The sequence below is a fragment of the Pantoea sp. QMID4 genome (assembly GCF_030270445.1).
GTDB lineage: Bacteria > Pseudomonadota > Gammaproteobacteria > Enterobacterales > Enterobacteriaceae > Pantoea > Pantoea vagans.
On the sequence record NZ_BSXL01000003.1, the window covers coordinates 1 to 13,222 of the forward strand.

A 13,222-nucleotide genomic window follows, 5' to 3' on the forward strand; every position below is an offset into this window, starting at 1 on the left:
TGATATCAATCCTGCGAGTGCCCACACAGATTGTCTGATAAATTGTTAAAGAGCAGTGCGAACAGTGCGTTAGCGTCCTGTCGCGAGGTGGCGTATATTACGCTTTCCTCCTGCAGAGTCAACCTCTATTTCAGAAGTTTTTCTCCGGCGGCGCAGTCTCCTGTGCCTTTCAACCCGTTTCCCGTTGCCGGTGTGCCGTGTCGATGGAGGCGCATTATAGGGAACGGCTCAGATAGCGCAAGTGCAAATGATAACTTTTTTACTGACCGTTCAATTTGCACTCAAAAGGTATGCTAAATAAGCAAAAACCCCGCAAAAGGGCAAAAAAAACGGGCCAGAGGCCCGTTTTTCGACTCACGTCATTACTGATGTGCAGTAATGACGTCGTTTTCCACATCCATTTCGATGGTTTTGCCTGGCACCAGCGAACCGGCAAGGATCTGCTGAGCCAGCGGGTTCTCAATCTGCTGCTGTATCGCACGTTTGAGAGGTCGTGCACCATAGACCGGATCGTATCCGTTCTCGGCCAGCAGTTTAATTGCATCATCGGAGATGTGCAGCTGATAGCCGCGTTCATCCAGACGTTTATACAGCCGCTGCAGCTGAATCTGCGCAATCGACGCGATGTGTTTTTCAGCCAGCGGATGGAACACCACCACCTCATCAATACGGTTGACGAATTCCGGACGGAAATGCTGTCCGACCACACCCATCACAATATCTTTCATTTCCGGGTAGCTGAGATTGCCGAACCGTTCCTGGATTAAATCTGATCCCAGGTTAGAGGTCATGATCACCACACTGTTACGGAAGTCGACCGTACGACCCTGCCCATCCGTCAGACGCCCATCATCCAGCACCTGCAGCAGAATGTTGAAGACATCAGGATGCGCCTTCTCGACTTCATCCAGCAGAATGACCGAATAAGGACGACGCCGTACCGCTTCGGTCAGATAACCGCCCTCTTCATAGCCGACATAGCCCGGAGGTGCGCCCACCAGCCGCGACACCGAATGTTTTTCCATAAATTCGGACATGTCGATACGCACCATCGCATCGTCACTGTCGAACAGGAAGTTAGCCAGCGATTTACACAGTTCGGTCTTACCTACCCCGGTAGGTCCCAGGAACAGGAAAGAACCAATAGGCCGGTTAGGATCAGAGAGACCTGCGCGACTACGGCGGATGGCATTGGATACTGCTTCAACCGCTTCATCCTGTCCGATGACCCGGCCATGCAGATCCTGTTCCATGCGCAGCAACTTATCGCGCTCACCTTCCATCATTCGTGCTACCGGGATACCGGTCCAGCGCGCCAGCACATCGGCAATCTCCACATCCGTTACGCGGTTGCGCAGTAACTTCATGGTTTTGCCTTCCGCCTGAGTCGCTGCGGCTAGCTGTTTTTCCAGCTCCGGAATTTTACCGTACTGCAGTTCTGACATCTGAGCGAGATCGCCCTGACGACGAGCCTGCTCTAAGTTCAGACGCGCCTGCTCAAGTTCAGCTTTAATATTCTGCGTGCCGGACAGCGAGGCTTTCTCGGTCTTCCACTCATCTTCCAGCTCGGCATATTCGCGCTCTTTCTGGTTCAGCTCAGTTTCCAGCATCTCCAGACGTTTGATACTGGCATCATCCGACTCTTTCTTAAGCGCCTGCTGCTCCAGCTTCAGCTGGATGATGCGGCGCTCAAGGCGATCCAGTGACTCCGGCTTCGAGTCCATCTGCATACGAATGCTGGATGCCGCCTCATCAATCAGGTCAATCGCTTTGTCCGGCAACTGGCGGTCAGCAATGTAACGATGAGACAGAGTCGCCGCTGCGACAATCGCCGGGTCAGTAATCTGCACATGGTGATGCAGTTCGTAACGCTCTTTCAGGCCACGCAGAATAGCGATGGTGTCTTCAACACTCGGCTCAGCCACAAAGACTTTCTGGAAACGACGCTCCAGCGCAGCATCTTTTTCAATGTACTGACGGTACTCATCAAGTGTGGTGGCGCCCACGCAGTGCAGTTCACCACGCGCCAGCGCAGGCTTAAGCATATTACCCGCGTCCATTGCACCGTCCGCTTTACCGGCACCTACCATGGTGTGCAATTCGTCAATAAACAGAATGACGTTGCCTTCCTGCTTCGACAGATCACTCAGCACGCCTTTCAGACGCTCTTCGAACTCACCGCGATATTTCGCCCCGGCCACCAGCGCACCCATATCCAGCGCCAGTACCCGGCGGCCTTTCAATCCTTCAGGGACTTCACCGTTAATGATGCGTTGCGCCAGCCCTTCGACTATCGCGGTTTTACCCACACCAGGCTCACCAATCAGCACCGGGTTATTTTTGGTACGGCGCTGCAGAACCTGGATCGTGCGACGAATCTCTTCATCACGACCAATCACCGGATCGAGTTTGCCCTTCTCGGCACGCTCCGTCAGGTCAATGGTGTATTTTTTTAATGCCTGGCGCTGATCTTCAGCCCCCTGATCGTTCACGTTGTCTCCTCCCCGCATCTGTTCAATCGCACTGCTGATTTTTTCGCGCGTTGCACCCGCTGCTTTAAGCAGATCGGCCAGTGAACCACGTGATTCAAGGGCGGCCAGAACAAATAATTCAGATGAAATGAAGTTATCGTTGCGCTTCTGCGCCAGCTTGTCGCACAGGTTTAATACCCGCACGAGGTCAGATGAGGGTTGTACATCCCCTTCGCTGCCTTCAACTTGTGGCAGGCGATCGATGGCCTGCTCAACCTGAGCGCGTAAGGGGGTAACGTTGACACCCGCAGAAGTCAGTAAAGGTGAAACCGATCCGCCTTCCTGTTTGAGCAATGCGCTCATCAGGTGCAGAGGTTCAATGAATTGGTTGTCGTGTCCCAGAGCCAGGGACTGCGCGTCGGCGAGAGCCAGCTGAAATTTATTAGTAAGACGATCCAGACGCATAATTCCTCCCATTACAGGTCAAAATGCTACTGGAGATTAGATGAGGTCATCCCTCAAAATTTCAAGGTTAATGACCTGAGATTTGAGTAAAAAATACGCTAACTGGACCGTCTTATGGCGTAAGGTTATAACAGCCAGATCAAAGTTGCCATACGCCCGGTGATCCCATCGCGGCGGAAGGAGAAGAAATCGTCGCGCTGCGTAAAGGTACAACGGCTGTCGGCACTGATTGATTTCACGCCTGCTGCCTGCAGTCGCATACGCGCCAGCAGCCCGATATCCGCGTAAAATTTGTCGCCTGAAGGGCGGAAAGCCTGCACGACGCGAGGATCCTGAGCCATAAAGGCCTCACGTACTTCTGCACCGACCTCAAATGCATCCGACCCGATTGCCGGACCCAGCCAGGTATGGATCTGGTCCGGCGGGGAACGAAACTGCGCCAGGGTATTTTCCAGTACACCCGCACACAGTCCGCGCCAGCCAGCATGTGCCGCCGCCACTTCCGTCCCATCCTGCGAACAGAACAGAACCGGCAGGCAGTCAGCGGTCATGATGGCGCAGACGACGCCGGGCTGATCGGTGATACAGGCATCGGCACGTAGTGGCGTACCTCCTCCTGTGGCCAGACGCACAACATCAGTGCCATGAATCTGATCCAGCCACTGCGGCATCGCAGGCAAGCCCGCCTCTTCCATCAGTAACTGTCGGTTACGCGTTACCGTATCCGGATCATCCCCCACGTGACCGCCGAGATTCAGTGCATCCCAGGGCGATGTGCTGATGCCGCCCTGTCGCTGCGTCGAGCAGGCCCGAACGCGTGACGGAGCGGGCCATTGAGGCGTAATCAGATTCATCACCAGTTCATCTGGTCTTTAAATTCTTCGGTGTCTGCTTTTAACGCCGCGATCAGATCAACCATATCCTGCGGAAGCGCCGCATGGAATTCCATTTCAATCCCGCTGATAGGGTGATAAAGACGCAGCATGGTGGCGTGCAGAGCCTGACGATCGAAACCGCGCAGCGTAGTGATAAATGCCTCTGATGCGCCTTTTGGCGGACGCGGACGGCCACCATAAAGCGGATCGCCCACCAGCGGATGGCTGATGTGAGACATATGCACACGGATCTGGTGAGTACGACCCGTTTCCAGCCGCAGACGCAGACGGGTATGCGCGCGGAAGTGCTCCATAATGCGGTAATGTGTCACCGCTGGCTTACCCATCGGGTGAACCGCCATGTGGGTGCGTTTGGTTGAGTGACGACTGATAGGCTGTTCAACCGTGCCGCCCGCCGTCATATTACCAATCGCGACCGCTTCATATTCACGAGTGATTTCGCGACGTTGCAGCGAGTCCACCAGATGCGTCTGAGCCGGTACAGTTTTCGCCACCACCATTAAACCGGTGGTATCTTTATCCAGGCGGTGTACGATGCCCGCGCGTGGCACATCCATAATCGCCGGATAGTGATGAAGTAAGGCGTTGAGTACCGTGCCATCCGGATTACCGGCGCCAGGATGAACCACAAAGTCGCGTGGTTTGTTGATGACAATAATGTCTTCATCTTCATAAACAATGTCGAGTGGCAGATTTTGCGGTTCCCAGCGCTGTGCCTCTTCGATCTCAGCGTCAATCGCGACCAGCTCGCCGCCCAGCACTTTTTCTTTAGGTGTGTCGACTATGACGCCGTTTACTGTTACGCGACGGTCGAGGATCCACTCTTTTATGCGGGAACGTGAATAATCAGGGAACAATTCCGCCAAAGTCTGATCTAAGCGTTGTCCGAGTTGTGATTCGGATACCGTTGCGGTGAGTTGAACTTGTTGTGCCATATACAGCTTCTTCGTTAACGTTGGGTTTTCACGGCGATGCCGTTTAATATAATGTGCTATCGTACCTGGTCATTACCGGGAGCTATACGGACAGCTTCCGCCATAACATTTGAGGATAATCACTTCGTCATGACGCGTATGAAACATCTGGTGGCTGCTGCCACACTGAGCCTGGCACTTGTTGGTTGTTCCGGCTCAAATGACGCGGTACCGGACAGCCCGCCTTCTGAAATCTATGCTACAGCGCAGCAAAAGCTGCAGGACGGTAACTTTAAAGCCGCGATTAAGCAACTGGAAGCGCTGGATAATCGTTATCCGTTCGGTCCTTATTCGCAGCAGGTGCAGCTGGATTTAATCTACGCGTACTATAAAAATGCCGATCTGCCCCTGGCACAGGCTGCCATTGCCCGCTTTATGCGTCTTAATCCTACACATCCGAACATTGACTACGTCATCTATATGAAAGGTCTGACGGACATGGCGCTGGATGACTCAGCACTGCAGGGCTTCTTTGGTATCGATCGTTCTGACCGCGATCCGACGCACGCTCATGATGCCTTCCGCGACTTCTCCCAGCTGCTGCGCAGTTACCCGAACAGTCAGTATGCAGCCGACGCTCAGAAACGTCTGGTTTATCTGAAAGACCGCCTGGCGAAATATGAGCTGTCAGTGGCGCAATTCTATACTAAGCGTGAGGCGTATGTCGCGGTTGTTAACCGGGTAGAAGGTATGATGCGCGATTATCCGGATACTCAGGCAACACACGATGCGCTGCCGCTGATGGAAAATGCTTACCGCAATCTGCAGCTGAACGCTGAAGCAGACAAAGTGGCCAAAATCATTGCAGCGAACAAAGGCTGATAGCCCGATAGTTTTTCAGCCATAAAAAAAGCAGCCTGCGATGGCTGCTTTTTTTTGCTCAAAGAACAGTCAGAAGTGGATCTGATGCCAGCGAGCTATCTCATCAAGCATGCCGTGTTAATCGTTTCGCTTCAAGCCATTTCAGCCAGTTTCTCAGCCTTTCTCACAGAATGTCGTGACTGACAAAAAGTGACATTTTTTCGTGACCGAAATCGCACATTCAACGCTTTTTCGCGCTATGCTGAAAAGACCAAGACGGAAATGACAGAGAGGTAAGAACGATGATTCTGAACATTACCAGTAAACAAATGGAGATCACTCCGGCAATCCGAAGCCATGTTGAAGACCGTCTCGCCAAGCTCGAAAAATGGCAAACTGACCTGATTAACCCGCATATTGTCCTGTCCAAAGAGCCCAAAGAATTCGTGGCTGACGCCACCATTAACACACCTAACGGGACTCTGGTGGCCAGCGCCAAGCATGATGATATGTACACCGCGATCAACGATTTGATTGCGAAGCTCGAACGTCAGCTGAATAAAGTTCAGCATAAGTCTGAAGCACGCCGCGCCAGTGCCAGCGTAAAAGATATTATCCCCGCCGACGAAGAGTCCTGAGTTTGTTAACGCGCCTTCGGGCGCGTTTTTTATTGACAGCTTTTAAGCAGTACGGTTACTCTCAGGTCACTCTCTTTTCGGACATTCCCATGAAACTTGATCTGTTTTTCTTCGCTTTCTTTTTTACCTTCCCCTGAACGGGAGGCCATTCGTCGTGTGAAAATGAAAGCGAAGACGAACAACGAAGCCTCCCAACCGGGAGGCTTTTTTATTGGATAGCATACAGGTGAGCCCTATGAATCCCGACAATCCATTGCTGGCGCTACGCGATAAGATCAGCGCAGTGGATAAAAAACTTCTGACGCTGCTGGCCGAGCGTCGTCTGCTGGCAGTGGAAGTCGCGCAAGCGAAACTGGCAACGCATCGCCCGATTCGCGATGTGGAGCGCGAACGTGCGCTACTGGAGAATCTGATTGTGCTGGGTAAAGCGCATAAACTGGATGCGCACTACATCACCCGCCTGTTCCAGCTGGTCATCGAAGATTCCGTGCTGACTCAGCAGGCACTGCTGCAGAAAAACCTCAACCATCCCCATGCGCATGCCGCCCGCATCGCTTTCCTTGGTCCGAAAGGCTCTTACTCACACCTTGCCGCACGCAACTACGCGTCACGTCATTTCGACAGCATGGTGGAGTGTGGCTGCCTGAAGTTTCACGACATCATCAAGCAAGTGGAAAATGGCGTGGCCGATTACGCGGTGATGCCGATTGAGAATACCAGTTCGGGCTCTATTAACGACGTCTACGATCTGCTGCAACAGACCAGCCTCTCTATCGTGGGCGAGCTGACATTACCTATCGACCACTGCGTGCTGGTGAATGGCCCTACCGCTCTGCAGCAGATTGAGACGGTGTACAGCCATCCTCAACCCTTCCAGCAGTGCAGCCAGTTCATTAACCGCTTCCCGCACTGGAAAATCGAATATACCGAGAGTACCGCGGCAGCGATGGAGAAAGTGGCAGCGATCAACTCACCTAAGGTGGCAGCGCTGGGTAGTGAAGCCGGTGGTGAGCTCTATCAGTTGCAGGTGCTGGAACGTAATCTGGCCAATCAGCAGCATAACCATACCCGCTTTATCGTGCTGGCCCGTAAACCCATTGAGGTATCGGATCAGGTCCCGGCGAAAACCACGCTGATCATGGCAACCGGCCAGCAGGCGGGTGCGCTGGTCGATGCGCTGCTGGTTCTGCGTCAGCACAATCTGATTATGAGCAAGCTGGAGTCCCGCCCGATTAATGGCAATCCGTGGGAAGAGATGTTTTACATTGATGTGCAGGGCAATCTGCAATCAGAGCGGATGCAGCAGGCACTTCAGGAATTGCAAACAATGACCCGTTCTCTGAAAGTTCTGGGCTGCTATCCCAGCGAGAATGTGGTGCCAGTTGACCCTGGCGAATAATAAGAAAAGAAAAAAGGCATCCGGTTGGATGCCTTCTTCATCTATGGACGGCTGTCATTGGCCGAACGCAGCAGGCTGCGACTTTCCACCAGGAAGCGTTTCGCGTGATCGCCAAACCACTGCTCTACCCGGTTAAAGCTGGCAATAAACGCCTGCTTGTCACCCTGCTCCAGCAGTGCAATCGCTTCACCAAACCGCTGGTAATAGCGTTTGATCAGCGCCAGATTGCTCTCAGATGACATGATGATATCCGCATAAAGCTGCGGGTCCTGCGCGAACAGCCGTCCCACCATCGCCAGTTCCAGCCGGTAAATCGGCGACGAGAGCGCCAATAGCTGATCGAGATTGACGTTCTCTTCAGCTAAATGCAGCCCATAGGCAAAGGTGGCAAAGTGGCGCAGCGCCTGTATAAAAGCCATGTTCTGGTCATGCTCAACCGCGCTGATACGGTGCAGACGCGCACCCCAGACCTGAATCTGCTCCAGGAACCATTGATACGCTTCCGGCTCTCTTCCATCACACCAGACCACTACCTGTTTTGCCAGGCTGCCGCTGTCCGGGCCAAACATCGGATGCAGCCCCAGCACAGGACCGTTATGAGCGGCCAGCATCGCCTGCAGAGGCCGGTTTTTCACTGACGCCAGATCCACCAGGATACAATCTTCAGGCAGTGGCGGCAGCTGAGCAATGACCTGCTCGGTCAGATGAATCGGCACACTGATGATCACCATGCCGGCATCACCAAGCAGTGACTCAGCCTGTGGCCAGTCCTCTTTATCCAGCGTTTTGACCGTATAGCCTGACAGCCCCAGCATTTTTTCAAACAGTCGGCCCATCTGGCCTTTTCCACCGACGATTACCACCGGGCGCAGTTCAGGACAGAGGGTTTTAAAGCCTTTGTCATTTTCGCTGGTATAGGATTCGCGCATCACACGACGCAGCACATCTTCAATCAGATCCGGCGGCACACCCAGGGCTTCAGCTTCTTTGCGACGAGAAGCCAGCATAGACGCTTCCCGTTCAGGGACATAGATAGGCAGACCGTAACGGCTCTTGACCTCCCCTACTTCCGCTACCAGTTCCAGCCGTTTAGCCAGCAGATCCAGTAGCGCTTTATCAACACTGTCAATTTGATCGCGTAATGCGGTCAGTTCAGCCATCATTGCTCTTACACCTCTTGTGACAGACGCGCCGACAGCACTCCCTGCAGATCCTGATGCATCTCACGCAGCAACGTTTCGGTCACTTCCCAGTTGATGCAGGCATCAGTTACGGAAACGCCATACTTCATTTCGCTGCGTGGCTGTTCAGAAGACTGGTTACCCTCATTGATATGGCTTTCCAGCATCAGACCAATGATTGAACGGTTACCGTCTTTGATCTGCGCAATAGCGGATTCCGCTACGCCAGGCTGACGGCTGTAGTCTTTGTTCGAATTGCCATGGCTGCAATCTATCATTAAGGCTGGACGCAGTCCCGCTTTGAGCATCTCTTTTTCACACTGCGCGACATCTTCAGGACCGTAGTTCGGCGCTTTGCCACCACGCAGAATCACGTGACCGTCCGGATTGCCCTGCGTCTGCAGCAGGCAGACCTGACCAGCCTGATTGATCCCGACAAAACGGTGCGGCATTGCAGCAGCACGCATGGCGTTGATTGCCGTTCCCAGACTGCCATCGGTGCCGTTTTTAAAGCCGACCGGCATCGACAGGCCCGAGGCCATTTCTCGGTGCGTCTGAGATTCTGTCGTCCGTGCGCCAATGGCAGACCAGCTGAACAGGTCGCCCAGGTATTGCGGGCTATTCGGATCCAGTGCTTCAGTCGCTAGCGGCAGGCCCATTTCAACCAGGTTCACCAGCAGCTGACGCGCTATGTGCAGACCCGCTTCCATATCAAACGAGTTATCCATGTAAGGATCATTAATCAGCCCTTTCCAGCCGACAGTCGTACGAGGCTTTTCAAAATAGACGCGCATCACGATATAAAGCTGATCTTTCAGCTCTTCAGAAAGAGTTTGCAGACGACGAGCATATTCAAGCGCCACTTCGGTATCGTGAATCGAGCAGGGTCCGCACACCACCAGCAGACGCGGATCGCGGCCGGCAATAATGTCAGAGATAGTCTGGCGGGACGCCGCGACCTGATCCTGCTGTTCAGTAGTCAGTGGAAACTTCGCTTTCAGCTCTTCAGGTGTAATGAGTACCTGTTCACCGGCGATATGCACATTGTTCAGCGCGTCTTTTTGCATGATGGCGATCCTTTAGCTCGTATTAGCTGATTGTGGCTCCTCATTGAGGAATGCAAATACTGTATCACAGGCAATACACAGCGCAATATTATATGTACACATTTATTACCACAGATCAAACACTGCGAAGCTTACTAATAAAATAATCTTATAATTCATGACTATAATTAAAAAACACACAAAACGGCGAGTCATCGTTGTGTAATTATATGTTTACACATGCGTGTGTTGCGTTTCTGCTCCCCACAGGCAGAATGAAAGAATTATTCTGTTAAAACTGAGAGAGTTATGTGCCCATCGCTACAGAAAATTTATCTGCGACCGTTTGAGCTCAGTGACATAGCGACATTTACTGCTGCGGTTAATGCCTCTCTGGACAGCCTGATCCCCTGGATGGTCTGGGCGCATCACGATTATCAGCCTCACGAAGCAGAAAGCTGGATCCGCTTTACTCACTGGCAGCGGATGAAGGAGGAAGCAGAAGAGTTTGCGATTGTCGATCAGCATGACCGGCTGCTGGGAGGCGCAGGCATACGCTTTGCCCGTCATCCGGGTGACACCAGCGCAATTGGCTACTGGGTTCGCAGTGACGCACAGCGTCAGGGGATCGCGAGCCGCGCGGTAGCAAAGCTGCTGCCGCTCGGATTTTCACACCCGGAGACACGGGTGATTGAAATTCTGGCCGCTGAGGATAACCTGGCTAGTCGGGGCGTAGCGCAGAAGTGCGGTGGCCAGTTTATTGGCTGCCGCTATGGCCTGATCGTATTAAAGGCGGGGCCGGTGAATACCGCGATTTATCATTTTCAGCGGCCGGATGCCGGTTAACTGCTGCCATCTGGCTTCCATCAGAAAAAAAAGGGGCTGGCAGATGCCAACCCCTTGTTTGCTATTAACTTTCAGATGTCGCGTTAGCGATACCTTAGTTAAGACGCTTTTTCAAGACACCATTGATACAAAAGGTTTTTATATATAAAACAGTTAGTTATTCCTATCTCTGGTGCAACCAAATGCTGACACGTACATGCTGAGTAGTCAATTTGTGGACATCAAACTTGTTAGGGGGTTAAGCGCTGCTGCTTCTTCTAAATGGTCAGGAGCGAAGTGAGCATACTTCATGGTTTCGCGGATGTTAGCGTGACCCAGTATTCTTTGCAGCACCAAAATATTGCCACCGTTCATCATAAAATGGCTGGCAAAAGTGTGCCGGAGCACATGAGTTTTTTGGCCTTCTATAAGCTGGATAGTTGTAGTAGCCAGCATCTTTTTGAAGTCCTGATAGCATGGCTTAAACATCCTGCCCTGTCGTTCCTTCAACTCGTCATAAAGCCATTGCTGGATAGGGACCGTTCTGTTCTTGCCGCCTTTGGTTTTAAAGAATGAAAGTTTATTGGGTGATAGCTGTGAACGGGTCAGGGATTCCGCTTCAGTCCAGCGCGCCCCAGTAGCCAGGCAAACTTTACATATCATTTTTAGGTCTGGCTTTCCGTAAAGCTCGCAGCCATTCAGAAGTTCAGTGATCTGCTTTAAGGTAAGCCAGGACATTTCCTTTTCATCTTCCCGAAACGTCCTGACTCCTTCCAGTGGGTTAGGTAAAGACCATTCCCCTAAACGCTTTAGCTCATTGAAAACAGCGGCAAGATAGTTTTGTTCTCTATTAACCGTTATAGGCTTTACTTTCCACTTTGATTGGTCATCGTGATAGCCGTTAGAAATCTCGCCTTTAAGGCGACGATCACGATAATGCGCCCAATCTTTGGCAGTCAGTTGAGAAGCTATTGGGTCTCCTAATCCGGCACACACAATATCTAATTTTGCCTTCCGCGATTTGACGGCCTTAAGTGACTGCCCGTGCAAAGAGTCCCAAAGTGTGATTAATTCGCTGAGCTTGCGGCGATCCTCCTTCTCTTTTATCCACGGTCTGTTTTCGGCCTCCGCACGGGTGTAATCTTCAAAAGCTACCGCTTCACCTTTCGTTGCAAAGGATTTGCGGACACGGCGACTGCCACGGCCATCTAAATAAAAGTCAGCTAACCATTCACCAGAGGGTATTTTTTTGATTGCCATTTAACCAACCCAAAGATTTATATTGAATCTATAACGAAACCATCAATGAATATTATTCACCTATCTAATTTTTTTGATTATAAAGTTTACGTTACCTTTCGGTATCACATCTGATACTGAGCATTCAAAGGATGCGGACTCACTTGAAAGCTTTAATTTATTCCCCGGAAGTCGGATGACATCATAAATATCTAAAACTCCATCAATACTAATAAGCCACATCCCATTACTTATAGTTTGAGAAGAAGTATCTAAGCAAAATATGTCACCGCTTTTATCTACTGCGATTTGATCATTAATATTTCCCAAAAATAACGATGCGTCGCCTAACCAATAACCAGTTTCAACTAACTGACCATTTGTTAAGTAATACTTGTGAACTTTAAGTGTTTCGTCATCATCCCTCGCTTGTGAAAAATCCTCTGGATACATTGAGCCGTAACCAGTAGCGAGCCAATATAGTGATACGCCTGTATCAAGTGCACATGCGATTACTACTTCGCCGGGAAAGTGTTCTCTTCTCAGCCAGGCACTCATCGTGCCAGAGGGGATACCTAAATGCTCACCCAGCTGCTTCTGCATAGTAAAACCATATGCATCCATCAGCCTTTTAAGTACGACCTTTCCACCTGATGACTGCATAGCTTCAAGTAAACGTTCGCCAGTGATTGAATGGCTGGCGCTTGCCTTCCGTTCTACTTTTGCATCATCACCATTTACGAGCCATCTTACATCTGCACCTGTATCAAGGGCGCACATCACTATGTAATCGCCGGGCAGCTTGCCGCGTTTAATCCAGTTATGAACTGTTCCCACAGGTATTTTTTTAAGTTCGGCATAAGCCTGCTGCGTTCTAACCCCATAAGAAATAAGCATTCTTGTGAGAATCTCACGTACATTTTCAAACACGCCGCTCATAAACCCCCTTAAAAAGCCAATTGGATCGTTTACAACAGATCAATTGACCAGTATTATCCCTACCAAGTTAACAAATGCACGCCAATGCACCAGACACACTACTAACAGGAGATAATCACGTATGAGTCCTCAAATTACAATACCGAGCGGTCCCGATCTGATGACATATGAGCAGTTCGCACAAGCTTATGGCTACAGCCTTCGTACCGTGAAACAGATGGTTGAAGACGGTGATCTGCTTGTTATGCCACGTAAAAAAATTGGTGGTGCTGCACGCATCAACATGGTTGCCTTCCGCGCGCGTTTGCTCGCTCAAGGTGTCAATTGCCGTTACGTCGCTGCGTAACA

At 51.4% G+C, this 13,222-nt stretch carries 13 protein-coding genes and 1 other annotated feature; of the genes, 6 read left to right on the plus strand and 7 right to left on the minus strand.

The genetic code is table 11. The features are described 5' to 3' along the window. Positions 1-362 precede the first annotated feature (362 nt). From clpB to rluD, 3 genes are all read right to left on the minus strand, one after another. Positions 363-2,948, minus strand: a complete 2,586-nt coding sequence (gene clpB, locus QSK07_RS07370) for an ATP-dependent chaperone ClpB (RefSeq protein WP_285721228.1) — start codon at positions 2,946-2,948, stop codon at positions 363-365. Between the two features lie 113 nt (positions 2,949-3,061). Beyond that, on the minus strand, positions 3,062-3,790 hold the full coding sequence (yfiH, locus tag QSK07_RS07375) for a purine nucleoside phosphorylase YfiH (RefSeq protein WP_285721229.1): 729 nt from the start codon (positions 3,788-3,790) through the stop codon (positions 3,062-3,064). After that, complete coding sequence (rluD, locus tag QSK07_RS07380) at positions 3,790-4,767, minus strand: 23S rRNA pseudouridine(1911/1915/1917) synthase RluD (RefSeq protein WP_285721230.1); 978 nt, start codon at positions 4,765-4,767, stop codon at positions 3,790-3,792. The genes yfiH and rluD overlap by 1 nt, the downstream gene beginning before the upstream one ends. A 129-nt stretch (positions 4,768-4,896) precedes the next feature. On the opposite strand from rluD, the gene bamD reads away from it, so the two are divergent. The 4 genes from bamD (at position 4,897) to pheA (ending at position 7,644) form a co-directional block, all read left to right on the plus strand. Then, complete coding sequence (gene bamD, locus QSK07_RS07385) at positions 4,897-5,628, plus strand: outer membrane protein assembly factor BamD (RefSeq protein WP_285721231.1); 732 nt, start codon at positions 4,897-4,899, stop codon at positions 5,626-5,628. A gap of 281 nt (positions 5,629-5,909) precedes the next feature. Then, positions 5,910-6,245, plus strand: coding sequence for a ribosome-associated translation inhibitor RaiA (raiA, locus tag QSK07_RS07390; protein WP_013358812.1), 336 nt, complete (start codon positions 5,910-5,912; stop codon positions 6,243-6,245). 88 nt (positions 6,246-6,333) lie between these two features. Further along, positions 6,334-6,458: a sequence feature (Phe leader region), on the plus strand. Further along, complete coding sequence (gene pheL, locus QSK07_RS07395) at positions 6,335-6,382, plus strand: pheA operon leader peptide PheL (RefSeq protein WP_187507180.1); 48 nt, start codon at positions 6,335-6,337, stop codon at positions 6,380-6,382. It overlaps the preceding feature by 48 nt. A 22-nt stretch (positions 6,459-6,480) precedes the next feature. After that, complete coding sequence (pheA, locus tag QSK07_RS07400) at positions 6,481-7,644, plus strand: bifunctional chorismate mutase/prephenate dehydratase (RefSeq protein ID WP_285721232.1); 1,164 nt, start codon at positions 6,481-6,483, stop codon at positions 7,642-7,644. 41 nt (positions 7,645-7,685) lie between these two features. On the opposite strand, the gene tyrA is transcribed toward pheA, so the two are convergent. Continuing rightward, complete coding sequence (gene tyrA, locus QSK07_RS07405) at positions 7,686-8,807, minus strand: bifunctional chorismate mutase/prephenate dehydrogenase (RefSeq protein WP_285721233.1); 1,122 nt, start codon at positions 8,805-8,807, stop codon at positions 7,686-7,688. A 5-nt stretch (positions 8,808-8,812) separates the two neighbouring features. Next, on the minus strand, positions 8,813-9,892 hold the full coding sequence (locus QSK07_RS07410) for a 3-deoxy-7-phosphoheptulonate synthase (protein WP_285721234.1): 1,080 nt from the start codon (positions 9,890-9,892) through the stop codon (positions 8,813-8,815). 288 nt (positions 9,893-10,180) lie between these two features. On the opposite strand from QSK07_RS07410, the gene QSK07_RS07415 reads away from it, so the two are divergent. Beyond that, the gene (locus tag QSK07_RS07415) at positions 10,181-10,717 is read left to right on the plus strand and encodes a GNAT family N-acetyltransferase (protein ID WP_285721235.1); all 537 of its coding nucleotides are present in this window, start codon (positions 10,181-10,183) and stop codon (positions 10,715-10,717) included. Between the two features lie 207 nt (positions 10,718-10,924). Here QSK07_RS07415 and QSK07_RS07420 read toward each other — a convergent pair whose 3' ends face one another. Next, positions 10,925-11,956 (minus strand): phage integrase, encoded by a 1,032-nt coding sequence (locus tag QSK07_RS07420; RefSeq protein ID WP_285721236.1) that lies wholly within the window; start codon positions 11,954-11,956, stop codon positions 10,925-10,927. 60 nt (positions 11,957-12,016) lie between these two features. After that, positions 12,017-12,874, minus strand: coding sequence for a helix-turn-helix domain-containing protein (locus QSK07_RS07425; protein ID WP_285721237.1), 858 nt, complete (start codon positions 12,872-12,874; stop codon positions 12,017-12,019). 121 nt (positions 12,875-12,995) lie between these two features. Here QSK07_RS07425 and QSK07_RS07430 point away from each other — a divergent pair, with 121 nt between their 5' ends. Continuing rightward, positions 12,996-13,220 (plus strand): QIAIP family phage-derived DNA-binding protein, encoded by a 225-nt coding sequence (locus tag QSK07_RS07430; RefSeq protein ID WP_285721238.1) that lies wholly within the window; start codon positions 12,996-12,998, stop codon positions 13,218-13,220. Positions 13,221-13,222: the final 2 nt, after the last annotated feature.